At 41.3% G+C, this 25,092-nt stretch carries 22 protein-coding genes; 5 read left to right on the top strand and 17 right to left on the bottom strand.

From position 1 onward, the window contains the following. The first annotated feature begins 18 nt into the window (after window positions 1–18). The gene (locus NSQ44_RS06560) at window positions 19–1,818 is read left to right on the top strand and encodes a DNA ligase D (RefSeq protein ID WP_340856077.1); all 1,800 of its coding nucleotides are present in this window, start codon (window positions 19–21) and stop codon (window positions 1,816–1,818) included. 75 nt (window positions 1,819–1,893) lie between these two features. Further along, window positions 1,894–1,992: a YjcZ family sporulation protein gene (locus NSQ44_RS06555; protein ID WP_063389388.1), complete on the top strand. Its 99-nt coding sequence runs from the start codon at window positions 1,894–1,896 to the stop codon at window positions 1,990–1,992. A gap of 133 nt (window positions 1,993–2,125) precedes the next feature. On the opposite strand, the gene NSQ44_RS06550 is transcribed toward NSQ44_RS06555, so the two are convergent. The 4 genes from NSQ44_RS06550 to NSQ44_RS06535 form a co-directional block, all read right to left on the bottom strand. After that, window positions 2,126–3,778 carry a GGDEF domain-containing phosphodiesterase gene (locus tag NSQ44_RS06550; protein ID WP_340856074.1) on the bottom strand — a complete coding sequence of 551 codons (1,653 nt, stop codon included), beginning with the start codon at window positions 3,776–3,778 and terminating at the stop codon, window positions 2,126–2,128. 94 nt (window positions 3,779–3,872) lie between these two features. Further along, entirely contained in the window at window positions 3,873–4,334 is a 462-nt protein-coding gene (locus tag NSQ44_RS06545; protein WP_063389390.1) for a MarR family winged helix-turn-helix transcriptional regulator, read from the bottom strand. Between the two features lie 198 nt (window positions 4,335–4,532). Continuing rightward, on the bottom strand, window positions 4,533–6,260 hold the full coding sequence (locus NSQ44_RS06540) for a methyl-accepting chemotaxis protein (protein WP_340856070.1): 1,728 nt from the start codon (window positions 6,258–6,260) through the stop codon (window positions 4,533–4,535). 593 nt (window positions 6,261–6,853) lie between these two features. Next, complete coding sequence (locus NSQ44_RS06535; protein WP_340856065.1) at window positions 6,854–8,209, bottom strand: aspartate kinase; 1,356 nt, start codon at window positions 8,207–8,209, stop codon at window positions 6,854–6,856. A 772-nt stretch (window positions 8,210–8,981) separates the two neighbouring features. Between NSQ44_RS06535 and NSQ44_RS06530 the strand changes: the two genes are divergently transcribed. The 3 genes from NSQ44_RS06530 to NSQ44_RS06520 all read left to right on the top strand — a co-directional run bounded on the left by NSQ44_RS06530 (window position 8,982) and on the right by NSQ44_RS06520 (window position 13,836). Beyond that, a complete protein-coding gene (locus NSQ44_RS06530) occupies window positions 8,982–9,350 on the top strand; it encodes a DUF2294 domain-containing protein (RefSeq protein WP_340856060.1) in 369 nt (122 codons plus the stop codon). 348 nt (window positions 9,351–9,698) lie between these two features. Beyond that, window positions 9,699–11,198, top strand: a complete 1,500-nt coding sequence (locus NSQ44_RS06525; protein ID WP_340858167.1) for an NADH dehydrogenase subunit 5 — start codon at window positions 9,699–9,701, stop codon at window positions 11,196–11,198. After that, window positions 11,191–13,836, top strand: a complete 2,646-nt coding sequence (locus NSQ44_RS06520) for a DUF2309 domain-containing protein (protein WP_340856054.1) — start codon at window positions 11,191–11,193, stop codon at window positions 13,834–13,836. The genes NSQ44_RS06525 and NSQ44_RS06520 overlap by 8 nt, the downstream gene beginning before the upstream one ends. 595 nt (window positions 13,837–14,431) lie before the next feature. On the opposite strand, the gene NSQ44_RS06515 is transcribed toward NSQ44_RS06520, so the two are convergent. The 13 genes from NSQ44_RS06515 to NSQ44_RS06455 all read right to left on the bottom strand — a co-directional run bounded on the left by NSQ44_RS06515 (window position 14,432) and on the right by NSQ44_RS06455 (window position 25,092). Then, entirely contained in the window at window positions 14,432–15,727 is a 1,296-nt protein-coding gene (locus tag NSQ44_RS06515; RefSeq protein WP_340856051.1) for a hemolysin family protein, read from the bottom strand. Window positions 15,728–15,813: 86 nt separating this feature from the next. Next, window positions 15,814–16,215, bottom strand: coding sequence for a MerR family transcriptional regulator (locus NSQ44_RS06510; protein WP_257790178.1), 402 nt, complete (start codon window positions 16,213–16,215; stop codon window positions 15,814–15,816). Window positions 16,216–16,502: 287 nt separating this feature from the next. Next, window positions 16,503–17,222, bottom strand: a complete 720-nt coding sequence (locus NSQ44_RS06505) for an AIR synthase related protein (protein ID WP_094245508.1) — start codon at window positions 17,220–17,222, stop codon at window positions 16,503–16,505. Continuing rightward, window positions 17,188–17,697, bottom strand: a complete 510-nt coding sequence (locus NSQ44_RS06500) for an ECF transporter S component (RefSeq protein WP_340856041.1) — start codon at window positions 17,695–17,697, stop codon at window positions 17,188–17,190. The genes NSQ44_RS06505 and NSQ44_RS06500 overlap by 35 nt, the downstream gene beginning before the upstream one ends. 73 nt (window positions 17,698–17,770) lie before the next feature. Beyond that, on the bottom strand, window positions 17,771–18,205 hold the full coding sequence (locus NSQ44_RS06495) for a bifunctional adenosylcobinamide kinase/adenosylcobinamide-phosphate guanylyltransferase (RefSeq protein ID WP_340856038.1): 435 nt from the start codon (window positions 18,203–18,205) through the stop codon (window positions 17,771–17,773). Continuing rightward, window positions 18,157–18,780: a histidine phosphatase family protein gene (locus NSQ44_RS06490; protein WP_340856036.1), complete on the bottom strand. Its 624-nt coding sequence runs from the start codon at window positions 18,778–18,780 to the stop codon at window positions 18,157–18,159. Before NSQ44_RS06490 ends, NSQ44_RS06495 begins: the two co-directional genes overlap by 49 nt. Further along, on the bottom strand, window positions 18,738–19,535 hold the full coding sequence (gene cobS / locus NSQ44_RS06485) for an adenosylcobinamide-GDP ribazoletransferase (RefSeq protein WP_340856033.1): 798 nt from the start codon (window positions 19,533–19,535) through the stop codon (window positions 18,738–18,740). The genes NSQ44_RS06490 and cobS overlap by 43 nt, the downstream gene beginning before the upstream one ends. Window positions 19,536–19,612: 77 nt before the next feature. Then, window positions 19,613–19,945 carry a hypothetical protein gene (locus tag NSQ44_RS06480; protein ID WP_340856028.1) on the bottom strand — a complete coding sequence of 111 codons (333 nt, stop codon included), beginning with the start codon at window positions 19,943–19,945 and terminating at the stop codon, window positions 19,613–19,615. After that, window positions 19,923–21,050, bottom strand: a complete 1,128-nt coding sequence (locus NSQ44_RS06475) for a cobyric acid synthase (RefSeq protein ID WP_340856023.1) — start codon at window positions 21,048–21,050, stop codon at window positions 19,923–19,925. The genes NSQ44_RS06480 and NSQ44_RS06475 overlap by 23 nt, the downstream gene beginning before the upstream one ends. Next, a complete protein-coding gene (locus tag NSQ44_RS06470; RefSeq protein ID WP_063389402.1) occupies window positions 21,047–21,616 on the bottom strand; it encodes a bifunctional adenosylcobinamide kinase/adenosylcobinamide-phosphate guanylyltransferase in 570 nt (189 codons plus the stop codon). Before NSQ44_RS06470 ends, NSQ44_RS06475 begins: the two co-directional genes overlap by 4 nt. Further along, window positions 21,610–22,689 (bottom strand): threonine-phosphate decarboxylase CobD, encoded by a 1,080-nt coding sequence (gene cobD, locus NSQ44_RS06465; RefSeq protein ID WP_340856019.1) that lies wholly within the window; start codon window positions 22,687–22,689, stop codon window positions 21,610–21,612. Before cobD ends, NSQ44_RS06470 begins: the two co-directional genes overlap by 7 nt. Further along, the gene (gene cbiB / locus NSQ44_RS06460) at window positions 22,649–23,632 is read right to left on the bottom strand and encodes an adenosylcobinamide-phosphate synthase CbiB (protein ID WP_340856013.1); all 984 of its coding nucleotides are present in this window, start codon (window positions 23,630–23,632) and stop codon (window positions 22,649–22,651) included. The genes cobD and cbiB overlap by 41 nt, the downstream gene beginning before the upstream one ends. After that, window positions 23,629–25,092: an adenosylcobinamide amidohydrolase gene (locus NSQ44_RS06455; RefSeq protein WP_340856011.1), complete on the bottom strand. Its 1,464-nt coding sequence runs from the start codon at window positions 25,090–25,092 to the stop codon at window positions 23,629–23,631. Before NSQ44_RS06455 ends, cbiB begins: the two co-directional genes overlap by 4 nt.

Genomic DNA, 25,092 nt, shown 5'->3' with positions numbered 1-25,092 from the left:
TCTTTAAGGGTGAACACTATGCAACCGATGATGCCGACATTATCTTTCCATATTCCGGAAGGGGAGCAATGGCTATATGAGCCAAAATATGATGGTTTTCGCACGATATTGCAAGCGGACGAAGACCGTATTTCTCTCATGAGCCGAAATGGAAACGATTTATCCCCATCGTTCCCGGAAATTAAACATTTTATCGAAAAACAAATAGAAAAATGGCGTCCTTTTTTTCCGCTTGTTTTGGACGGAGAGCTTGTTATGCTCAAAACAGCTTTTTCCGCTGATGTTGCCTCTTTAAAAAGAAAATGGAAAAGAAAAAGCGATGAAACGACCGAAGCATATAAGCTTCTCGTTTTCGATATACTTTTGCTGCAAGGAGAGGATATAACAAAAAAACCCCTTTCCAGCCGAAAAGAACTACTATCCTCCGTATTTCAACAACTCGGTTTACCGTTGCATGTTAGTCCAGAGAATCCGGTCCCGATCCAAATGATTCAAGCATATCATCAGTTTTCCCAATTATGGGAAAAAATTGTCCAGCATGAAGGAGAAGGCGTTGTTTGCAAACATATGTTAAGCACATATGAGAACAAGAAAAGAACATCACAATGGCTGAAAATCAAAAACTTTAAAGAAGCGCTCTTTTTTGTCACTGGATTTGATTCAAACAACGGCTACATACATATTTCTGTTCATCATAAAGGAGCAATTGTGCAAGCCGGCGTTTTTTCTCACGGTATGCCTGACAACCAAAAACAAGCGTTGTTGGAGATTATAAAAAAGAAAGGAAAAAAGGAAAACCATCTATATACTATAGAGCCGGCCATTTGCATGAAAGTACGGTTTCTTTCCATTGACAGCGGCAGTTTAAGAGAACCTTCTTTCCATTCCTTTGCATTGGAACATGATTGGAGAGACTGCACTTTTTTGCAGCTGAAAATGGCTGAAGCCAATGTCAAAGATGTGGCTGTCACACATATTGAAAAACCTCTTTGGCCGAAACATGATATACAAAAACAAGATTTTTTGCTTTATTTATTGGAAATTTCCGATTATATGCTTCCATTTTTAAAAGACCGCCCCTTAACGGTGATCCGCTATCCGCACGGTTTGTTGGGAGAAGCATTTTTTCAAAAAAATTGTCCTGATTATGCCCCGGAATTTATTCAGACAAAAACAATCGACGGGATTCATTATATCATTTGCAATGACAAAAAAACGCTAATGTGGCTTGGCAACCAGCTCGCAATTGAATTTCATATCCCCTTTAATACGTGGAAGGAAAAACAGCCGGCAGAAATTGTATTTGATTTAGATCCGCCGTCGAAAAACGAATTTCATTTGGCTATCTATGCTGCAAACAAGCTGAAGGAATGTTTAGATCGGTTTGAGATTGCCTCCTTTCCAAAGCTTTCCGGAAACAAAGGAATTCAAGTTCATATTCCGATCGGCACCAACATTTTCTCATATGAGGAAACGAGGCGGTTTACGTCTTTTTTCGCTAATTATTTAGCCGAACAGCATCCGAACGAATTTACGATTGAACGCTTGAAGAAAAACCGGGGCAGCCGCCTTTATATTGACTTTTTACAGCATGCAGAGGGAAAAACGATCATTTCACCTTATTCCGTCAGAGGAGTCGAAAATGGAACGGTTGCCGCTCCGCTTCATTGGAATGAAGTCAATGAACAGCTTGACGCTGAATCTTTTACAATGGACTACTGCATCAACAGGGTAAAATCAGGTATTTGTCCAATGAAACATTATTTTTCCATCGATCAGCATGAAAAAATTAAAGCCATCGTCGAGCATTTATTATGAAAACCGCCCATACAACTTGAGCTTCTTCAGCATAGTTTATAACTGAAATAAAACATTTCACAAGGAGGTTTTCATATGTCTGGAGTATCTGGAGGATACGGCGGAGGCTTTGCGTTAATCGTCGTTCTGTTCATTCTTCTCATTATTGTCGGTGCATCTTGGTGGGGATGGTAAATATTACATTTGGGCTTTTTCAAAAAAGCCAGAGCTAATTCGTTCGTTGAAACCGGCAAAATTGCCGGTTTCACCTGTTAAAAGCAGAATATTTTTTTAAGAGCAATCAATCGAAATCCAACGATCAAGATTTTCAAATGAACAATTGCTTTTTCTTTTCAGGCCAATTTTGCAAAAGTTGGAATGCTTCATCAGATGAAACAGGCTTGCTGAAATAAAAACCTTGCATTTGAAAACAATGGTGGCGATTCAGAAAAAATACTTGTTCTTTTTTTTCGACGCCTTCCGCTACGATGGAAAGCTTCAAATTTTGCGCTAGAGCAATGATCGTTTTTACAACGACATTATGGTCGTGCTCTAAATAAATGTTTTGAATAAAAGAACGGTCAATTTTAATTTTATCTAGCTTCAGCTTCGTTAAATAGCTGAGCGAACTATAGCCTGTTCCGAAATCATCGATGCTCAGACCTATATTTAATTTCTTTAACCTGCGGATGATTTCCAAAAACCATTCAAAATTGTACATTGGGACGGTTTCGGTAAATTCAAGCTCAAAGCATTCAGGCGGAATTTCATACATCGTCAAGTAATCCGTAATCATTTTCACAACATCATGCTGGTAAAATTGTTTAATAGATAAATTGACACTGATTTTCAAGTCACGGAAGCCCTTATCTCTCCATTCCTTTAATTGCTGGCAAGCTTTTTCCATGCTCCATTTGCCGATTTCTACGATAAGCCCTGTATCTTCCGCAATCGGTATAAATTCTGAAGGGGGAATCATCCCAAGCTCTTTATGTTTCCATCTGAGCAGCACTTCAAAGCCGGTAATTTTTTTTTCTTTTGTATCGACGATCGGTTGATAATATAAACATAATTCTCTTTTTTTCACAGCTTTGTAAAGCTCATTTTCTATAAAAATTCTTCTTTCGATCGATTTGCTGTTATGATTATTAAATTGGGCAATGCGCTCGTTTTTTTCTTTCCCCATTTTGATAGCAATTTCACTATTTTTAATTAAAGTTTTCGGCGTTCTTCCATGAACCGGGTAAAACACGATGCCAATGCTATAATCGTAATAAATTTCCAAATCGTTGATGACAAGTATATCTTCCAGCTTATTGATACGATGCACAATATCACGAATCATCTCATCTTTATTTCCAACATTGTAAACAATAACTAAAAACTCGTCATTTGACAGACGACCTATAAAGTATGTATCGGGAAAAATATTTCTTAACTGCCTTGCAAATGACTTAATCACTTCGTTACTAATATCTTTCCCAAAAATTTCGTTTATGTATTTATAGCGGTTAATTTGAAACTTCACAACTGCAGCAGGATTTTTTTCTGTTTGGCATAAATACTCTAGACGGTTGAAAGTAGCTTGTTCATTTGGCAGCTTTGTCAAATCGTCAAATTGCGTTAAATATTGAATCTTCTCATCCGCTTCCTTTACTTTTGAAATATCTCTTATAATCAGCGCATAACCATAAAAAAAATTATTGCTATATAAAGGAAGGCATAAGATGGACGAAGGCGTTTCCTCAACAACTGCCTCAAAAGTTGCAGGTTCGCCGGTTATCCTCACCTGTTCAAAAAGATGCTGAATCTCTTTTCTGGATGAAGTATGAAAAAAATGATAAATCGAACCTTTCTTTTGCAAAAAATGCGCAGCCATTCGGTTGCCTTCCTTGACCAATCCGCTTGGATCACAAAAAACGATCATATCAGGGTGAAATTGAAAAATGAGGTCATAAAATTGTTGAAAAAGGCGATCCATTATTTTAACACTTCCTCAACTATGGGTTCTCATTTTTTATATCGGTATAAACATAGCTTTATTCAATAATTACATAGAATTTCATTCATAAAAATTATCGAAACAGCACACTATTGCTGGAGTCTGCAGCTTTTTTTAACAGTTCGATCAATTGCACTTGTTCTTCTTCGGATAGGCCGGAAAAAACTCTCGCCATCCTTAAGGCGCGGATCGGATATATTTCATCAAAATATTGGCGCCCCTTCTCCGATAAATTTGCATAAACTGACCGTTTATCTTTCGGATTTTTTTCCCGATAAATCCATCCGTTTTTTTCAAGCTTGTCAATAACATAAGTTACATTACCGCTGACAAGTAATAGTTTTGACCCGATTTGCTGAAGTTTTTGCGGACCCTTTATGTACAGAAGTTCCAATACAGCATATTCGGTTGGATTCAAACCATGCTCCTTGCTGTCTCGATTGGCGTGATCCGAAACGTTTTTATACGCTTTTGCAAGCGTATGAAATAAGTTTAAAGCCCTCTCCATTTCTTCTTGAGTATAGGAAAAAAACATTTCCAATCCCCTTTTCCATTTTTTATTTTATAATGCTCATTTTAATGAAAAAAACAGTTTATGTAAACGCTGTCATTTTAGAAGTTCGCTCTATAATGACAGACAGTTTCATTCTTTTTCTTTAAAAAAAGCGTGCGGGCAAGCACGCTTTCCAGTCCATTCATCCTTTTATTTTGTCATACGGTTCGTAAAAATTGATTATTGAACTTGAAACCTTTTCACTAAAGATTGCAAATCTCCAGCTAGATTTGACATGGATTCGGCATGTGAAGCAATGGTTGCCGCAGATTCATTTGCCGTTGCTGCTGAAGCTGATGTTTGTTCAATACCTGCAGCCGCCTCTTCCGATATCGATGCGATGTTGGAAATCGAATCATTAATCGATTCGCTCGTTGATAACATGTCAGTTAAATCATTTTTAGCATTGTTGATTCTTTCGGAAATTTCTTTAATCGTTTCTTTAATTTGTTGAAATGCTGCACTCGTTTCGTTCATTGATCCCATTCCCGATTCTACTTGTTGAAATCCTAATTCAAAGCTTTTCGTCACTTTATTCGTCTCGCCATGGACTTCTTCCACAATTTTTTGAATATCCACAACGGAATTGGAAACTTGTTCAGCCAATTTTCTGACCTCATCTGCTACTACTGCAAATCCTTTTCCATGTTCCCCCGCTCGAGCCGCTTCAATCGCTGCATTTAAGGCGAGCAAATTGGTTTGATCAGCTATGGATTGAATAACTTCAACGAGTTTGGAAATTTGTTTTGAGCGTTCATCAAGTTTTTTAATTTTTTTCATATTGCTTTGCATGCCTGTAAATATATAATCAAAAAGTTTTTTCGATTGATCCATCAGCTTGCTGCCATTTTCCGTCAACTCGAGCACTTCTCTCGATTTATCAAACATCTCTTTTCCATTTCTGTGTATTTGATAAATCTTTTCCATGTACATCCCCATTGCTTCAGAAAGCTCTGATGCAGAATTAGCTTGTGATTCGGCACCAACCGACAGCTCTTGCATCGTCGCAGCTATTTGGTTGCCCCCTTCTTTTAGCTCTTTAGAGGAAGAAAGCAAATCGCTGCTTTGTTTTGACATAGTATCTGAAGCATGATATATGTCTTGCACGATCTTTCGAAGCTGATTCCCCATTTCGTTGACAGATTCCATCAATTCGCCGATTTCATCCTTCGACTTTATTGATAACGGTTCCAACATTAGATTTCCCTTTGATATTTGCTCCATTTGGCCGGCGATTTTGATCAAAGGATTCGTAATGGAACGAGCCATTTTAAAGGACATGATGAAACCGATTAAAAGTATGGAGGCCAAAACGGCTAATATGATGATGATAGATAGATTGCTAAGCTGAATCATATTATTTCCGCTTTTGATTACATCGTTTTGCCGATCTGACATCACTTTTTCAAATTCTTGAATAATCGTTTCCCCAAGCGGTTGTACACTTTCTTTCATTTGCTTTAAAGCATCATTCTTTTTCCCCATATCATAGTCAAATAAAACCTCGTGTCGGACAAGCAATTCCCATTGGTGGCATTTCGCAACTAAATCCTTCATTTGCTGTGAAGAATTCAATTCCAATAACTGCTTTTGAATCTCGCTGCTCTGTTTTGCCAATTCTTCGTATTTTTGACGAATGTCTCGATCTCCGTATAGAAGAAACTGGTTGATTAATGAAATGCGTTCTGCGATATTGTATCTCATTTTCTCGTTTTGGATCAGTCCTTCTACATCTTCCTTCATGATGCTTTCCGTATGATTTGTTAAATTTTTTATTACCCCAAAATTAATAACGGCCATTAAACATGTTAGCAGCATTAATATTCCAAAGCTTCTGAGCAGCCTTCTTCTCAATCCACCTTGCTTTTTGGAAATAGTGATCCCTGTCACTGTTTTATTCTTTTTCATATGATCTACGATCCCCTTCCCAAACCCCTTTTTTATTTATATCGGTGCAAATTTTATCATTTTTATAGAATAGTAAAATAGAACCAGTTTCATATTCAATGCTTCTAACAACTAGCTTTTAGGAGGTATGGGATCCGTTTAAGTGACATCAATAACTTTTTTCCAAAATTTGTTTGTCTATTGTTTATCCTACCAAAGAAGAAACAACGCGACTCTTTTCTATTTCCCTTTTTACAACAAACCAGTATTATCTTACGACTAATTTTGAATTTGCAAGCATTATTGGGGACGAGAGGATGACAGCAGTGTTGCTTGACCGCCTCACTCACCGTTCACACAATCCCTTTTTTAATTTGTGTGAAATCGCAGACATAAAATCGCCATATGTTTTCAATAAATGAACCGACCATTTTAAGGTCATGATTTATGCAATTGGAACGGAGGCATGAACTTGCTATTTTCAAAGAAAAAGCCACTCATTCATCAGAAAAAAAGTACCGGATCTCTATAAATGTCTTATCTTTTCCAACAAAAAAAACCGCCTGCAGACAAAAAATCCAATTTGTCTGCAGGCGTGGACAATTTTGATTAAGTTATTTAGTCCCAAAAAACTCTTCATATAACGCTTGTACGGCTTTCTTTTCATCCGTTCCTTTTACGCCAAACATCATGCTCACTTCTGATGACCCTTGATTGATCATTTCAAGGTTCACACCGCTGTTTGCAAGCGCTGTTGCAGCTCTGGCCATCGTTCCGACATTTTTCCGCATTCCTTCGCCAACAATCATAATTACCGCTAAATCATAAGCAACTTCTATATTATCGACTTCCAGTTCCTTTTTGATCCGCTCTACAACTTTCCGTTCTGTTTCCGAATCAAACTGATCCTGGCGCAAAATGACAGAAATGTCATCAATTCCAGAAGGTGTATGTTCATATGACAGCCCAAAATCTTCTAAAATTTGCAACAATCTTCGGCCAAAACCGATTTCTCTGTTCATTAAATATTTATTGACATAAATGCTGCAAAAACCGGTATCACTAGCGATACCCACGACAGGGCCGTTAGAATCTGTTCGTTCATGTACAATTTTTGTACCAGGAGCCGATGGATTATTGGTGTTTTTAATATTTACCGGGATTCCTGCACGGAATGCCGGAATAAGTGCTTCGTCATGAAATACTGCAAAGCCAGCGTAAGATAACTCACGCATTTCTTTATATGTAAGCTCCCGAATTTCTTTTGGATTTTCAACAAAATTTGGATTTACAGAATAGACCGCATCTACGTCCGTAAAGTTTTCATATATTTCCGCTCCGACCCCGTTGGCCAAAATAGAACCGGTTATATCGGAACCGCCACGTGAAAAGGTGACGAGCTTTCCGTCTTTTGAATAGCCGAAAAATCCAGGAAAAATCAGAATTCCTGAGCGATCACGAAGCTTTTTTAAATTTTCATAGGCTTCCGGAAGCACTTGTGCATTGCCTGGTTCATCGCTCACAATAAGCCCTGCTTCTTTAGGATTCACATAATGGGCTTCAACTCCGCGCGATTGAAAATACACAGTGATCAGTTTTGCATTATTATCTTCACCGCTGGCCTTCACCGCATCCATAAAACGAGCAGGATTTGATTTGTCCCCATGTAAAATTTCTTGCAAATCAGCAGAAATTCGATCAATAATATCATTAGATAATCCTAATTCTTTAGCAATTTCAACATATCTGTTCACAACAGCTTCATATGTTTCCTTTACGCTGCCATTGTTCAAATATTCTTCCCCGCACTTTATTAATAAGTCGGTCACTTTCACATCTTCTTTAAATCTTTTGCCAGGAGCCGAAACAACGACAATTTTTCTTTTCGGATCAGATGTGACGATGTCGAACACTTTTTTAATTTGTTGTCCTGATGCAACGGACGTTCCACCAAATTTTACAACTTTCATATTTACTACAACCCCTACCAATAATTTTAGCAATATTTTATAAAATTCCATATAAATCTTATTATCTCTTTTCATGCTGATTGTTGCAATAGTTTTTTCAGTGCCTAAATGTTCATTACAGTAAAACTCTCGTTCTTAATTAGTTGCGTTCACGGTGCGTTTCCTCATCAACAACCTTCTTCTATGACTTGAAGAAGAATCAAGTCTTTCATATCTTCTAGTATATCACCCAAGAAGAAAAATTAGATCATGTTTCAATCGTTTCACCAGATCCTTTATGGTTGAAATACGCTGTTTTAGCGCTCAAAGAATACATCTCGCCGTACAGCTTTGTTTGGTTGGAACATTTTCCGATATTTTTTGCAGCGAAAACCTGTATCTTTGTCAATGATAAAACGCTGAACAGGTTACATCTCGGATGTTGAAAATTGTTATCGTTCGATGGTTAATGGCTACTGCTTTTTTCGACAACTGGGGACGTGCTCCCTTTTACGCTCTAGAAACCTTAAAAGATGAGTGACGACTGGGCCTCGGGTAAACGGTGTTCTTATCCATATGCTTTACAATCTCTTTTGGATTCCTAAATTGATGATGGAATTGCCATTTCAAAATGATTGATTCAAACAAAGAATGATTTTTTTCTAGCAGCCAAAGCCGATAATGATTATAATAATGATTATTGATCAAAAAAGGGAATACGAATCGTATCAGTCGTTTTATCATTTTCGAACTTTAATTCCTTGTCATGTACCTGTTAGAGAGGTGAAACATCATGAATCAATCAAAAGGCAGTATCGAGGCTGAAATCAGCAAAGCATTAACAAAATGGGAAAAAGATTTTCTTGGACGCGGATCTGTGTCCGTCAAAACGGATATTTTGCGGGATATGATTATTGTATCGCTGCAAGGTATTCTAACCCCAGCGGAATATGCCCTCTGTGAGTCTAAAGAAGGGATGTTGTCTGTGAAACAAATCCGCTCCAGTTTAGTCGAATCCGGGGTTGAAGAGCTGAAAGAGATGATTTTTCAAATTACAGAAGAGAAAGTAAAAAGTTTCCATACGGACCTTAGTACTCAAACCGGGGAGCGAATTATGGTGTTTAAATTGTTTCAAAATTTGGAAAAGAAACTCCTTAAATAAACATAAACGCTTTTTCTATAAATCTCTAAAAAAATACGTGCAATCTTGAAAACGATGATGTATAATGAAAACAACTTTTTTTGAAAAAATACGAGAGAATTGCCAAAGTCGGCAGACCTTCAAAAAACCTACGGAATCTATTAGTAGGTTCGTTGAAGGTAAACCGACAATGGGAAAACTGAAACGGGAGATCTAAGCCAATCGAAATTGGTTTAAGGTAAACCGGCTATCGTCATTTTTAGGCAAAAGACAGTCATTTTCTTGAGAAAGGCTGTTTTGCTTAGAATGACATAGCCGGTTTTTTCTTTCAAAAAGGTCACACAAGAGGAGGAACCTGATTTGCAAGAAATGTTGGTTTTCGGATGGCTGGCAGCATTGATGATCGTGCTCATAAGCGCATTGATTTATCTGCATCCTCGTGTGCCCGACTGGTATGTACATGTTCACGTTGGCCTGCTTCTTTTGCCGATTGCTTCGGCATTCTTCGGGTGGATTTATTCTGGCGCGGAAATAAAAGCCGGACCATGGCGGTTCGACACAATTAGCTGGATGATGGCGGTCTATATTTCAACACTCGGCTTTATCATCCAGCGGTTTTCCATTCGATATTTGCATGGGGATCGAGTCTACCGGCTATATTTTCTATTCTTGACATGGACAACCGGCTCTGCCGCAAGCACTTGGATGACTGATGATCTACGCCTGTTTAGCATTTTCTGGGCTATGCCTCTTTTCGGTCTTGTCTTTTTGACGGCTTTAAAAAAAGAATGGCGGCCGGCAAAAGCTGAAGCGGTGCAAATGGGAACAATGTTTTTTGTTTCTTCCCTTGCGGTATGTGCAGTGTCTGTCTGGCTGTTTCATGCGACTGGAGAGTGGAAGTTATCGGGCGCTTTATCAACGGATAAGTTGTCTCATCTTAAATGGTGGGAGACAGCCGGAATAAGCTTGCTGCTTATTTTGGCGGCCATCATTCCTGCCGGGCAATGGCCTTTCCACCGTTGGCTGCTTGAATCTGCGGCAACGCCGACGCCGGTTTCGGCTGTGATGCACGCTGGTCTTGTCAATGCCGGAGGACTTTTGCTTTGGCATTTCTCACCGTTGTTTACGGACACAGTCACACACGCTCTCCTTCTTCTAATCGCGTTTATTTCCGTCATGATCGGTACCGGCGTCAGTTTCGTTCAAGTAGATTATAAACGTCAACTAGTCGCCTCAACGATGGCACAAATGGGTATGATGCTTATTCAATGTGCATTAGGCGCTTACGAGGCGGCAGTCATTCATCTTATTTTGCACGGCTTTTTTAAAGCGACTTTATTTTTACAGTCCGGTTCGGCTGTTCCCCGTCCGGGACATTCGGCACAAACATTGGTGCACAAAAAAGGACATAGGTTTGTCGGCACGATGCTTGGCTTGGCACTTGGATTCGGCTTCTGGTCCGTTTCGCCGGAAGAGCCGGCGCGCCTATTGAGCGCTTTGCTTCTTGGTTCGTCCATGACGATTGCATGGAGCAGATTTGCGCTTTTCAGAGAAGGCCGATGGCTTGGGTTGGCACTAGCAGCGATACTTGCATTTATTTCAGAAGAAGTGCGCAGCGGACTAATGACCATGCTGCATAAAGTAGAGGCTTCTCACTTTGCGCCTCCGCTTGCCCTTGAATGGTTTGCTTTCATTCTGTTTATTGTTTTCTCATTGGCGTTAACACAGTTCTTTAAACACCGTTCTACCGGTGTTGCTGCCCGATTTTATATGCGGCTTGTCCATTTTAGTGAGCCTAGTCTGCCTGCAGTTGAACGGCACCCCTATTACTTACATGCATATTTGAAGGAGGAGAAGACTCATGAGTAAAACAGTGATTTCACTTGAACGTCCTGAAGAGCAAAGTAAACGAAATAAGAAAGATGTGTCCCGCTCTATTCTTCAGCTCGTGGAACAGGCATGCGATGCAATTGCTCCTCTTTGGCCGATTTCAACATTCATTGCACGGCATCCGTGGATGGAACTTGAACATATGCCGTTTACCGAAGTAGCTGAGCATTTTCAACAAAACCTGCATGTTCACCTGTATCCGACAATACCGGTTGTACGCAAAGCTCTCGCTAGAGGCGAAATCGATTCCTCCTTCGTTGAAAAACAGCTGGAGAACTGGCTTTCCGAGCAGTCTCTGCCCGTTCATCGCCACAAAGCGGAACAGTTGTGCCGTGCACTTTTGTGGAACGAAACCGTACCGCATGAATGGTTAGATTCATCAGAACTGAACGAGCTGGCGGCGGAAATAGCCGAGTGGATCGGTTCCACAAATGCAGCGGTGGTGAAACCGATTAGCGCCCGTATGAAAAAGCTAGACGAACGGCTTGATCAACAAATGATCAAATGGTGCAAACTATATTTGGATGAAAATCAGGCTGCATGGGCAATGCCATTCCGGGAACAGGGATTTTATCCTGCTTGGCAAAAACTTATCCAAAACGATCCGGCTCTTTCAAAAAAAGAGAGAAAACGCCTAGCTGACTGGCCGGAAGATGCGGAAACAGCACTGTTGTTTTCACTGTCGCTGCTTAATATAGAGGATGAAAAGGCAAAAGACTATTTAGAATCTCATCTTCTTGCACTGCCGGGATGGGCCGGGATGTTAAAATGGCGTTCGCAGCAAAGTGAAGAAGGCTACCAACTGTTAGTTGATTATTTAGCCATTCGTCTTTCGTTAGAATGGGCATTTGCCGCCCCTTACTTGCCGCTGGAACAGGAGAAAAAGGCTGACGTTTCAAGTTTACTTCCCCTTTTGGCCGCCTGGATTCATTGGGGGGGAATGTCTGTAGATGAGTGGAAACAATTGTCGAAGGATGAAATGACATCCTATTTATTGTTTGCCGACCGGTTTTGGCGGATCAATCGTCATCACCTTTGGCTCGAGGCATGGGAAGAGACGTACGAATCCCGGGTGCAAGAAAAAATTGCATCCCGACCATACATTGAACAAAAAGAGCAGGCCGCCGTCCAGCTTCTTTTCTGCATTGATGTCCGTTCCGAGCCTTTTCGCCGTCATTTAGAGGAATCCGGTCCATTTGAAACGTACGGTTGCGCAGGATTTTTCGGTTTGCCGATCCGAACACGTGAACTTGACAGCGACCATACCCATCCTTCTTGTCCTGCGATCATTGAGCCGCAGCATGAAATTTACGAATCAGCACAAGATGATGCTGCAAAATACCGTCGTCGGCTGAATGTATTTCAGTTCATCGGGGGCACCTTTAAAAAAATGAAAAAACATGCATTAGCGAGTTTATTGCTTCCAGAAATGAGCGGCCCATGGCTTGGTTTGCATACAATCGCCAGAAGCATTGCCCCTAGATGGGCGGGCCATTTTCTCCAGCAAGCTGAAAAAACTGCTGAACGGAAGCCACCAACAAACTTGTCATTGCATTATGAAAAATCTTGTTCATCATCCGGTTTACCCATCGGGTTTACAACGGAAGAACAAGTTCAGTACGTAAAACAATTGTTAACAAATATCGGGTTAACATCGTCTTTTGCCCCCCTTGTCGTTATCTGCGGTCACGAAAGTATGACAACGAATAACCCGTATGCCTCCTCCCTTGATTGCGGGGCGTGCGGCGGAACAGCCGGAGCTTTTAATGCCCGCGTGTTTGCAAGCCTTTGTAACTTGCAGGAAGTTAGAGAAGGCCTGATGAAGGAAGGGATCTTCATTCCAGATGAGACCGTATTTGTGGCAGCGGAACATATCACAACAGTCGACGAACTCTGCTTTCTCGATTTGCCAACCTTATCGAAAAAGGCAGAGCAGTCACTCCATTTACTAAAAGGAAAGCTAGAAGAAGTGAGACAGAAAGCAAACGCCGAACGGCTGGCGAATCTCCCTTGCACTGGCAAGTCGAAAAATCCGGTAACAGAGGCGAGCCGCCGTTCCGTCGATTGGAGCGAAATCCGTCCTGAATGGGGATTGGCTGGAAACGCAGCCTTTATTATCGGCCGCAGGACGCTTACAAAACATTGCCATTTAGACGGGAAAGTGTTTTTACACAGCTATGACTGGCGAAAAGACCAATCCGGCGAAGCACTTGAAAATATCATCTCCGGTCCAGCTACGGTCGGGCAATGGATCAATTTGCAATATTACGCATCAACCGTTGCACCGCATTATTACGGAAGCGGCAGCAAAACTACGCAGACGGTTACAGGTGGATTCGGGGTGATGCAAGGAAATGGGAGCGACTTGCTTTCCGGTCTTCCGTGGCAGTCGGTTGCTTCTTCCGACGGGGAGCTGTTCCATTCCCCCCTTCGTTTACTCTTGATCATTGAAGCACCGCGTTTTTATATCGAGCGGCTGCTCCGGGACAATCCCTTTTTCCGTCAAAAAGTGAAAAACGGATGGCTCCGTCTTTCTTCCATTGAACCTGAAACAGGGGCTTGGTTAAAATGGAAGTTTGATAGGATTCATGGCGAGTTTTATACCGAGCCAATTTGAAGTGACCCTTGTGGAGTAGCAAGAATAAAAAGCTATTGAAGCAGTATTAAACCGTTGATTGTTGTTAAGTGGACATATTTGTCGTACAGGAGAACCCTGATCGAAAAAAGTACAGATTGGAACACTCTTCCTTAAATTCTCCGGAGAAGTTTTCTATATTTTTCTAAAACAATCTTGGGTTCATTTTGCAGTTATATTGACTTGATGAACCCGTGATCACTATGTAAGAGGAAGCCGTCTACTCTCCATTCTTTTTTGTAAATGTCAAAGCAAAACATGACGTTTTCAAAAAGTTGTGAAGTGAAAATCAGGCTGTCGGATTGTTTCCCGACAGCCTTTACTGTTGTTTGGAATCTTTATTCATTCGCCGCTTAAGTTGAAGTTGATAACCACGTTAATGACTAATAAAGAACAAATGGCTTGTATGGAAGAGCTTGTTTCTGAAAATCTCTTCTGCAAAAACAAGATTTTCTTTTATATATAAAAAGAATAGTAAAGAATCTCTGCCACAATGATAGCGGTGGATCTTAATTTGATCTTATTGTTTTTTTATTGTCCTTCAAAAAAGAAAATCTTTAGTACCATCTTCGTTATTTCATGATTCTCTTTCAGCAATTTCAACCGTTTTAACATGAAACCCGTCCATGTCTAAAATTTTAAACGAATATTGGTCATAATCAATTTCATCTCCGACTTTCGCATCCATCTTTTGGGTTAAAATCCATCCGCCGATAGTATCAACATCGGACTCTTTAATCTGGAGGCCAAAAATATCATTGACTTCTTCTATCAAAACTTTTCCATCGACAACCGTTTTCGAATCAGTAATTTTCTTAATTTGCGGCGTTTCATCCGCATCGAATTCATCGCGAATTTCCCCGACAATTTCCTCCAAAATATCTTCGACTGTCACTAGACCAGCCGTCCCGCCGTATTCGTCAATTAAAATGGCCATATGAATGCGTTCCATTTGCATTTTAACCAATAGGTCATGGATCGGAATGGTTTCAATGACATGTATGACTGGCCGCACATATTCGCCCACCGTTTTTTCTCCTTGGATACCTTTGACATAGTCGGTGAGCACTTCCTTCATGTTTACGATTCCGATCATATTATCTTTATCGCCGTTAAATACAGGATAGCGCGTATAATGCTCCTCCATGACAATCTCAATGCAGTCTTTTAATTTCATGTCTTTGTCAAAAGCAACAATTTCTGTTCTTGGAACCATGATTTCTTTTGCAATGCGGTTGTCAAACTCAAAAATGTTGTTGACATATTTATATTCAGATTGGTTTATTTCACCGCTCTTATAGCTTTCGGACAAAATAATGCGAAGCTCCTCCTCTGAGTGGGCAATGTCATGCTCCTTAGCTGGTTGTAATCCAAATAATCCTGTCAGCAATCGAGCGGATCCATTTAACGTTTTGATAAACGGTTTCATGATTTTGTCAAAAAGAATGAGCGGGCGGGCAAACCTTAATGTAATTTTTTCCGCCATTTGAATCGCGAAAGTTTTTGGCGCTAATTCCCCAACAACTACATGCAAAAATGTAACTACTGAAAACGCTACAACAAAGGATAATAAGGCTGTTACCGATTCAGGCAGGTTGAAGTATTCAAAAACTGGATGCAATAAATGTTCGACCGTCGGTTCGCCAATCCAGCCTAATCCTAATGCAGTAATCGTAATCCCTAGCTGACAAGCTGATAAATATTCGTCTAAATTGGATATAACCTTTTTAGCTGCAATCGCTTGTTTATTTCCTTCCGAAATGAGCTGATCAATTCTAGAAGTACGGACTTTCACGATTGCGAATTCAGAAGCAACAAAAAATGCTGTAAGAGCAATTAAAAGCGCCACAAGCACTAAATTCAATATTTCCAAATATTCTCCTTACTGGTTAAAATCAGTAAGGAATACACCTCCTGTAATCTTACTTTTATTTAGTATTTTCTTAAAAGCGAATATGATTAATAATAAATTGCCAGCAGCGCCCTCACCAAATTGGCACTTTGCTTAGACAACTTTTCCCTTATGATGGTGTGCTGTTCCCTGTTCATATGATCCATCAGTTGCTGCATGTCTTTTATTTCTTTTTCAAGATTTTGCATAAGTTGGGCAATATGGTCGACATGCATTTCCAAACTTTTATTTGATAGTTTTTTTGATTGCAACATATCAATGATATCTTTAATTTCATAAAGCGGACAGTTCATCTTTTTATACCGCTTCACCATTTCAATCGCTTCAACCGCCTCTTCATCATACAGGCGATAATTGGAATCAGAGCGCCGCGGGTGCAATAAGCCGATCTTTGTATAATAATCGATCGTTCGCTTTGATACGTTCGTTCTCTCGGCTAACTCTCCAATTCTAAAATACTTCCCAATACATTCACCCCTGCTGATAGAATTATTTTTAATTTACAAAAAATTAACCGTACAGTCAACGTTTTAGTTTTGGAAAACAAGCAAAAAGCTTTTCATTTATGTCTAACTTACTTTCACAGTTTGATTTTTAGTTCAAGGCCTATTTAGGAACTGTTTCAAAAATAAATTTCATTTTGTAAAAAAATTGGTTAGCAAAATGAAAGTCACTTTCTCCTTTTGGCAAAATACAGGAAACAAGTTAATAGTTTGGGCTCATGATTTTCGAACCCTTATTTTGTATTAAGTTGGAAAAAATGCCCGCCTGCCGCTTTGGCAATGTCTTCGGTTCGGTCTGGATGAAACGAGATTAAAAAACATGTGGCAGGTCCGGCCGATTTTGTCATATCAATTTCTGTTGAAGTGATTTGGCAATAATCTAACTTGTTTTCTTCACAAAGCTTTTTCCATTCATATTGAACTCCTTTTGAGCCGATCGGAACGATTTCAAACACATACGGCAATTCCAATAGTTTTTTTATGATTGGCAGAGGCCCGATTTCATGTTTTTTTTCGATTACTTCGCCTCCGCACAGCGGTTTTCCGATGCAGGCAAATTTCGCGTGGCTTGGCGTTTTCCGAACCTTGATGTCTGCTCTTCTCACCTTCCCGATGACCATGATCGCAAAAGCGGACTGAACCATCTTGAAATTGCTTTCTGTGCTTCCGGTTATGGGAATCGGTTCGCACTTAAGTTCCGAGAAAAGGGTTTGACAGCCTTTTTGCAAATGAGACCATTCTTCTTCACCGATGAGGTTTTGCATGACGATAGCAAGAGGCTTTGCCCCCACTGTTAAACATTCGGATAAAGCTACTCTTAAACCATAATAAGCGACCGTTTCATAATCAACTTTGACGTAATCGAACAATTTTTGTCCCACACCGCCGGAATTGTCAGCGGCAATCACAAGATCTTCATCATTTGATATCGGAATCATGATAACGTCTCTCATGGCGGTGAACCCCTTTTTGTTTTTCTAAAATAGGAACAAGTTTTATGGTTACGATATGACCAATCATTAAATTGATAGCTGTACCGATGATCAATCCCGGCAGCAACCCGAAATAAAAGCCTTTCCCGATCAGAAAGGAAAAAGGAACTGCAGCTAAAAAACCATTGGCGATAAAAAAGAAAACGGCTGCTGCGTATTTGTTTTTTCTGTAAATCACCCCAAATGCCCAAACAAGCAAAAACATTTCGACTGCAATCATTGCATGAAGCGCTCCTAACGGAAAACCAGCGAGATAGCTGGACATGATATGGCCAAAGAAAGCCGCAACAGCTCCCGCAACCGGCCCTAATAGAACAGCGGCTACAAGGGCTGGAAATGAATCAAGCGCAACACTTGAAATATATGCGGGAATTTTTATAAATGCCCCGACAACGGAAAAGGCAATAAACATTATCAAATACGCATATTGTTTCATTCTGTTCCCTCTTTCTTTTTAATTGCGCAATCTTCCCATTAATATAACGAATGAAAGAAGTTTAACCGTACGTTTATTTTAATCTTTCACTGATTCCATACCAAATCATATCGACGCGTCCTGCTTTCGCAATCAATTGTTGGAGGCAGCTCCCGCATGCATCCCGCCACTTGCGTTCCAATGGGTCAATTGGAACAACGCCTTTTGTCATATCATTGGCAATAATAATGACTGTTCCTCTCTTTTTTACTTCCCACTCATGCCAGCTGAAAATCATCTTTTCCCATTTTTTTTGCCAGTCCGACGATTGATCGATCAGATGAAAAATATATTGTTCAATTCCTTCAATGACCGTTATTTTTTGAAAATGCTCCGTCTCATAAATTTCAGACACTTTGGTTTTCTTTACGTAGCCGCAAAACCATTTGCAAGCGCCGGATTGCAGCCGGTAATGCTCTTTCACCCATTTTCTTTTTCCGTTGAACGCTCCGCCGACAACAACATGCACCGCTTTCCCCTCCTTACATCTGTTCGCTTTCCTGTCAATGAACAATACGCTCCATGATCCAAGCGCCATTGCCAATATGATGATCCTTCGGGTCCATACCGATAAAGGATCTCACGAATGACGCCGCCATGAGTGATCATTGCAATGTGGGAAATGGTTTCATCAAAAAAATAGGTGACCGTCTTTTCCCACCCTCTTTTGACCCTTTCTGAAAATGTTGGATACGATTCTCCGTTTGGCACTTCATGATGCAGCATATCGCGAAGCCAGCTTTGATAGCGGGCATCTCCTTTCAGTTCGGAATAGGTTTTCTGTTCCCAATCGCCGAAATTCATTTCCCTAAGTTCTTTTAAGGCAACGAATTTTTGTTTTGGGTAAATGATGCCGGCCGTTTCTGCAGCGCGTTGCAAATCGCTTGCTATTACCAGATCAGGAGCTTTTGGATAATGGCTTTTTTCCAAAGCTTTTTTTCCTTCTTCACACAGCGCTTCATCCGTCCAGCCGATATAGCGTTTTTGTCTATTTGCTTCTGTCAACCCATGACGTATAAGAGTAACAACCACGTTACCATCCATAAAACTGTCTCACTCCCTTCAATCACTGCTCCAAAGGAATCTCCTGTTAAGCCGCCGAACGATTGAAGGAAAAACCGGCGGGCGTACATATAAAGAAAAATAGACGATAAAGCCATCAAAAGATAAACGGCAGGTAAACCCGGGATCATGGGGACGGCGATGAAAAAACATAACAAATAACCGATCAGAACGGCGAAATCTTTTTTGGCAAGCGTTTTAGCAAACAAGTACCCAAGCCCTTCCCGTTTCGCCATTCCCGGACCATCAATCATTAGAGCGCAAACGATGAGACGGGAAAAAAACGGAATGAACATAGCAAACCAAAAATTGTCGATTGCGCCGATGATTTCCGCCATAAACAAAAAGCGAAAAGCTGACAAAAACAGCAGCGCCAACACCCCAAACGTTCCCACTCTGGGATCTTCCATAATCTTCAGCCTTTTTTCCTTGTCGCGAAAAGAAAAATAGGCATCCGCTGTATCTGTAAAACCGTCAAGATGAATGCCGCCCGTTATCGCCACAAAATAGAATAAAAGAAAAAGAGCGCAAGCCCAATTGGACAGCGTTGTCCAAGATTTTGCCATATACATGATCAAACTCCCTGTCAAACCGATGAAAAACCCGATCATCGGCAAACTTAACACCGCGAATTTGATCCGTTTCTCATCTATTGGGATCTCCCTATGAATCGGAATGATCGTGAAAAACTGGAGCGCAAGAAAAAAACCTTCCATTATTTGTCTGGCTGTTCTCATCTCATTTCCCCCACGATTGGATGATGTTGAGCAAATCGTCCATATGGATATGGTTTTGGACATGTCGGGCAATCTGTTCATACTCTTTTGTTTTTTCCTTCTTCAACCATTTTACTTGTTTTTTCAAGGCCTTTCCGTTTTCGAATTCTGTTGAGCCATTCCGTACGGAATTCATAATTGAAAAAATTGTGATGAAAATACGTGCCAATCACCCTTCTAGAGTCAATTACCGCGCCATCCGTCCCGTCCGAAAGCTTCATAAAAGGCCGCACTGCTTGCGAAACAATCGGTTCGGTTACGCCTAAATGAATTTCATACCCTTCCACGAAAAACTGGGGAAAACCTGATTGCGGATGAATAACCCCTTTGTTCCGCACCGTTTTTTTCTCATGATAAAATGTTGTGTCCACTGGGAGGATGCTGAATCCTTCTGCATAACGTCCTTTCACCCCTGTATCCGACCCCTGTATCCGATCCGGCTTTATCATACAAGTATCTTGAAAGCATTTGATAACCGCCACAAATACCGATGATCGTTCCGCCCGTTTCGTTGTATGGTTTAATCTTTTGAGCCAAGCCGCTATTTTTCAATTGTTGCAGATCGTGAATCGTGCTTCTCGTTCCCGGAATCAAGAGGGCATCCGGTTCGCCGAATTCATCCGGGCCGGACACAAGTCGGATGGAAACATCTTCTTCAAATAAAAACGGCTCAACGTCCGTATAATTGGATATATAGGGGAGCTTTACCACCGCAATGTCAATTTCTCTCCTGTTTTGGTTGGCAAATCGTTCGGTGAGCGACAAAGAATCTTCGCCTTCGATCATATGTCCGGAAACATAAGAGACCACCCCTAATACTTTGATGCCCGTCCGTTCCTCCAGCCATGGCACACCGGGTTGAAACAAGCTGAGATCTCCTCGGAATTTGTTGATGATAATCCCCTTTACCCGGCTACGTTCTTCTTCGGAAAAAAGTTCAAGCGTCCCGATAATGCTGGCAGACACGCCGCCCCGATCGATATCTGCCACCAGTATCACCGGAACGTCGGCCAGTTCGGCCACTTTCATGTTGACAAGTTCCCTGTCTTTCAAGTTGATTTCAACAGGACTTCCTGCCCCTTCCATCACGAGAAAATCATATTGTTCCGACAGCTTTTCCAGTGAAAGCTGAATCGCTTCCAGCCCTTTTAGATAAAATTTTTCGCGGTAAGCTTGACCGCCTAATGTTTCATAGCTTTTGCCAAGTAAGACGATTTCCGAAGTGCAATCGCTTTTCGGTTTCAATAAAATCAGGTTCATATAGACGGAGGCCGCCGTGCCGGCGGCTTCTGCCTGAATTCCTTGAGCCCTGCCGATCTTCCTTCCATCCAATGTGACATATGAGTTGTTTGACATATTTTGTGATTTAAACGGAGCAACCTTGTAGCCAAGTTGGTGAAAAATAGCACAAAATGCCGTGGCAATGAAACTTTTGCCAACATCAGAAGCCGTTCCCTGAATCATGATCCCTTTCATTGTAGTTCTCCCTTCATAGCAACTGGAATGCCGAATTCCATTCTGACCGCCAAATCCGCACGTTCAACGATTTGTTGATGGAGATGGCCGAGAAGGCGAACATATTGGAACACTGCATTTGACCGCGCTGGAAATTCCCAGTTGACCTCATTGGAGACGATGCAAAATAGCTCGCAGCTTTTTTGCAGCTCAGATAGATCACGGATGATTTTTTCCAACACATATTGGCGAAAAGAAGCGGCCTGCCATCGTTCACCATGTTGTTCATGAAAAAAAAGTTCGTTCGTCAACAACGTTGTTAAACAGTCCAGCAGCACAAAATCATTTTTTTGCAGTTTTTTCGACAACTTGCCGACATCATTCGTCTGTTCAATTGCCAGCCATTTTTCTTTGCCTTGGGCTCTTTTTAGCTGGTGTTGCAATATTCGTTTTGTCATTTCTTCGTCTGATGGAAAAGAGGTTGCAATATAAACAAGGCGGTTGGCCTGATTCTTTTTAACCGTCAAATAATGTTCGGCCCACGAACTTTTCCCGCTTCTCACCCCGCCGGTCACAAAGATCAACACTTGTCCTTCCACTCCTTAAGCGCTGAAAGAAGCCGGTCGTTTTCTTCTTTTCTCTTAACCGCCAAACGAATGTATTTGCCGGAAAGCCCGTTGAAATTGTATGTATGTCTAGGCACTATACCTCTTTCCAATAAAAAGCGGATCAAAGGCAGCATATCTTTTTTTGGCTGCTCTCTTAACAAATAAAAATTGACAGAGCTGTCCGCCACCACAAAACCAAGTTCATGGAGATGTTCAAACATTCGCTTCCGTTCTTGAGAGATCATTCTTTTTGTTTTTTTAACATAGTCTTCGTCCTTTAATGCTTCTATTCCCGCCCTCTGTCCAATGGCGTTGACGCTCCAATGCACCTGAAATTTTTTTAGTCTCCGGATGACCGTTTCATCGGCAAGCAAAAAGCCGAGTCTTAAACCTGCAATGGCATACATTTTGGTCAAAGAACGCAAAATGATTACATTGGAAAAAGATGATAAACAATTCAGAATTGATACGTTTTCCAAGGCGAAATCATAGAATGCTTCGTCCAGAACGACAAACGCATGCTTCTTTTTGGCATCACGAATGATTTCCAATAATGTTTCCCGGTTAAATACTTTGCCTGTCGGATTGTTGGGGTGGCAGAGGAAAACCGCTTTTTTCCCGGAAAGAGCCGTTTTTAGCTCCTCAACGTTCAACTCCCAATTGTCTTCCTCTTTTAAAACATAGGATGAAATCCTCTTTGAGAACGGTTCGCATGCTTTTCGGTATTCTGAAAATGCCGGTTCCACGATCAATACGTCTTCATTTTGCAGCAAGGCGGCTGCAATGATAAAAATAAGTTCTGCGGCACCGTTTCCGATTAATATATTTTCAGGCGAAACATTTTCCTTTCCGGCAATTACCGCTCGCAATTCCCTTATATCAGGGTCTGGATAATCGGCAACAAACGGAAAAAAGTGATCCCAGTTTTTGCGGATGCATTCAGGCGGGCCGAAAGGATTGATGTTGACGCTGAAATCGATGATGTTTTCCGGCATCCGGATGTTCAATGATTTATAAAGATAAGATGGATTGGCTCCATGTGATGGCAGCATCGAAGCATACACCTCCGATCATGAAAAATAGCAAGAAAAACCTGTCTGTTTTTTTCATAATATCAATGGCCTCTGGAATATGTTTTGCTTCTAGAGAATAAACCCCGTCTCCCAATTTAGGGCGATTAGAAATTTTCCCTTGATAACGGTTGATTCCCCCTAATGATACACCCAGCAAAGCAGCCATGGCGCTTTCAAGAAATCCGCTGTTGGGGCTGGGGTGTTTGCGTGCATCCCTTTTCAGAATGGAAAAGCATTCCCGCTTTTGAATCCCTTTTACCGGATGATTGACAAGTACCATGATGAAAGCTGTCAGACGGCTCGGAAGGTAATTCAACAAATCGTCCAGCTTGGCGGAAGCAAACCCGAATTCAGCGAACTTCTCGTTTTGATAGCCTACCATCGAATCCGCAGTATTGACGACCCTGTACAAAACCGCAAAAGGAGCTCCGCCGAACAGCGCCCAAAAAAGCGGTGCGGTAATGCCATCGCTCGTATTTTCCGCTACCGTTTCCACCGTTCCCCGAACGATTTCCGATTCTGGCAAATCTGCCGTATCGCGGCCGACAATCCATGACAGCTTTTCTCTTGCCGAAACGAGATTTTTTTGGCAAAGCGGTTCATAAACTGCCAAAGCTGCTTCCCGCAAACTTTTTTCCGCTATCATAAAAGAAATGATCACCGCTTCCGCAAAAATGCCCGCTGCTGGGTGAAGCCTAGAGAAAAATGACACAATTGAAAAAGCGGCCAGCATAAAAAATAAACCGACCAGCATGATCATCGCCATACCTTTTTCTTTCTTAAAGCGCCCTTTGTTGAGGCGCCGTTCGCAAAACGCAATAGACCAGCCAAACAAGCGGACGGGATGGGGGGCATTTTTCGGATCCCCGATGATTTGATCGATTACAAACGCCAGCATGATCGCAATTACATGTTCTGTCATGTCCTTCCCCTTCTTTTTTTATTTAGCTGAATCGCTTGAATTGTACTCTCATATACCCCCCTGCCGATCAATCTTCCAAGTGTTGTGATCGTGCCAGCGTGCTGATGAAAAATGCCCTTTTGCGTGGCAGCCACCAATATGCTGTCTGTGGAAGTGCCTGTTGCAATCGTATTGGAGACAGGATCCAACACTTTTTCATCAGCCAGCGCCTTCGTTTTGGCTTCTGTTGCCGTCATCACACTTTCAATAAATGCTTGATCAGATAACCGTCCGTTTATCAAAATCCATGTATTGATCGTCCCTGAAGCTATGCCATTCCGTTTTATACTATTTGCTGCATCCACTGCATTGGAAAGTCCTGCTGTCACAACAATGACAACGGAGACTCCTTCTGCTTCAAGCTCGCTGACTACCCCATCTTCCAAACAAGCCGCTGTCATCATGGCGACTGTTGCATGTTGATCAAACCCGTTTTTCTGCAGAAAATCGGCCATTTCCGAACGGCTGTCTTGACAATTGTAGCTTTTATCGACATGACGGTTGACAAAAGTGCTGTGCCAGCCAAATCCTCCGCCAATAATGGCAGATGAAAGGGTTTTGAGCGGCGATGCCGCTTTTAAATAGATGAGTTCCTTCGTCTGAACAATGTCCTTTTTTGTCACTTTATATGTTTCTTCCTGTTTCTGTTCGGGTATAAGCAGCATTTGCGGGCGGGCAAGCTCCGGATGTGATTGTTTGACAATCGAAACACCATACACCTGTTCAATCGTTTTTTCGTTCATCACGACAGATGGATTATCAACGGCAACCGCTTTTCCATCTTTTAATAACAGCAGTTTGTCACAATAAAGGCTTGCTAAATTCAAATCATGAAAAATTGAGACAACCGTTAATCCATTTGATTGTGTCCAATTTTTCAACTGATCAAGCATGATTTTTTGATGGGAAATATCAAGATGGTTCGTGGGTTCATCTAATAAAAGCAAAACGGGGTTTTGTGCAAGAGCCTGCGCTAAAAAAACCCTCTGTTTTTCCCCGCCGCTTAATTCATTGATCGCTTTATTTTTTAAGTGGGAAATATTCGTCTGCTCCATGGTCTTTTGGATGATTTGTTCATCTTCTCCCGTCAACCGCTTGAAGAAACCCGTTTGAAAAGGATAACGGCCGAGCGCCACTGTCTCCCAAACGGTATAATCAAACATTTGCGTTGGGATTTGCGGCAATGAAGCGATGTTTTGCGCCAATTTTTTCGGAGAATAAGCAGAAAGAGGTTTGCCGGCAAGCTCGATCGTCCCGCTTTTAACCGGAAGAATCCCGCTGATCATTTTTAATAGTGTCGTCTTTCCACTCCCGTTTGGCCCCAAAATGCCAAATATTTCCCCTTTTTTTACTGAGAAGGAAAGGTTTTCGATAATCTTTCGCCCTTCATAGCCTCCCGAAATGTTCTTGACTTGCAGCAT

Origin of the sequence: Aeribacillus sp. FSL M8-0254, from assembly GCF_038008845.1 — a bacterium.
In the GTDB taxonomy this organism is placed as follows: domain Bacteria; phylum Bacillota; class Bacilli; order Bacillales; family Aeribacillaceae; genus Aeribacillus; species Aeribacillus composti.
This window is presented reverse-complemented; position numbering and strand designations above follow the sequence as displayed.

Excerpts from the sequence above, each read along its gene's own strand:
- NSQ44_RS06560 (WP_340856077.1), top strand. The coding sequence starts at position 19 with ATGCAACCGATGATGCCGACATTATCTTTCCATATTCCGGAAGGGGAG.
- NSQ44_RS06555 (WP_063389388.1), top strand. The coding sequence starts at position 1,894 with ATGTCTGGAGTATCTGGAGGATACGGCGGAGGCTTTGCGTTAATCGTC.
- NSQ44_RS06550 (WP_340856074.1), bottom strand. The coding sequence starts at position 3,778 with ATGGATCGCCTTTTTCAACAATTTTATGACCTCATTTTTCAATTTCAC.
- NSQ44_RS06545 (WP_063389390.1), bottom strand. The coding sequence starts at position 4,334 with ATGTTTTTTTCCTATACTCAAGAAGAAATGGAGAGGGCTTTAAACTTA.
- NSQ44_RS06540 (WP_340856070.1), bottom strand. The coding sequence starts at position 6,260 with ATGAAAAAGAATAAAACAGTGACAGGGATCACTATTTCCAAAAAGCAA.
- NSQ44_RS06535 (WP_340856065.1), bottom strand. The coding sequence starts at position 8,209 with ATGAAAGTTGTAAAATTTGGTGGAACGTCCGTTGCATCAGGACAACAA.
- NSQ44_RS06530 (WP_340856060.1), top strand. The coding sequence starts at position 8,982 with ATGAATCAATCAAAAGGCAGTATCGAGGCTGAAATCAGCAAAGCATTA.
- NSQ44_RS06525 (WP_340858167.1), top strand. The coding sequence starts at position 9,699 with ATGTTGGTTTTCGGATGGCTGGCAGCATTGATGATCGTGCTCATAAGC.
- NSQ44_RS06520 (WP_340856054.1), top strand. The coding sequence starts at position 11,191 with ATGAGTAAAACAGTGATTTCACTTGAACGTCCTGAAGAGCAAAGTAAA.
- NSQ44_RS06505 (WP_094245508.1), bottom strand. The coding sequence starts at position 17,222 with ATGAGAGACGTTATCATGATTCCGATATCAAATGATGAAGATCTTGTG.
- NSQ44_RS06500 (WP_340856041.1), bottom strand. The coding sequence starts at position 17,697 with ATGAAACAATATGCGTATTTGATAATGTTTATTGCCTTTTCCGTTGTC.
- NSQ44_RS06490 (WP_340856036.1), bottom strand. The coding sequence starts at position 18,780 with ATGGATGGTAACGTGGTTGTTACTCTTATACGTCATGGGTTGACAGAA.
- cobS (WP_340856033.1), bottom strand. The coding sequence starts at position 19,535 with ATGAGAACAGCCAGACAAATAATGGAAGGTTTTTTTCTTGCGCTCCAG.
- NSQ44_RS06475 (WP_340856023.1), bottom strand. The coding sequence starts at position 21,050 with ATGAAAGGGATCATGATTCAGGGAACGGCTTCTGATGTTGGCAAAAGT.
- cobD (WP_340856019.1), bottom strand. The coding sequence starts at position 22,689 with ATGCTGCCATCACATGGAGCCAATCCATCTTATCTTTATAAATCATTG.
- cbiB (WP_340856013.1), bottom strand. The coding sequence starts at position 23,632 with ATGACAGAACATGTAATTGCGATCATGCTGGCGTTTGTAATCGATCAA.
- NSQ44_RS06455 (WP_340856011.1), bottom strand. The coding sequence starts at position 25,092 with ATGCTGCAAGTCAAGAACATTTCGGGAGGCTATGAAGGGCGAAAGATT.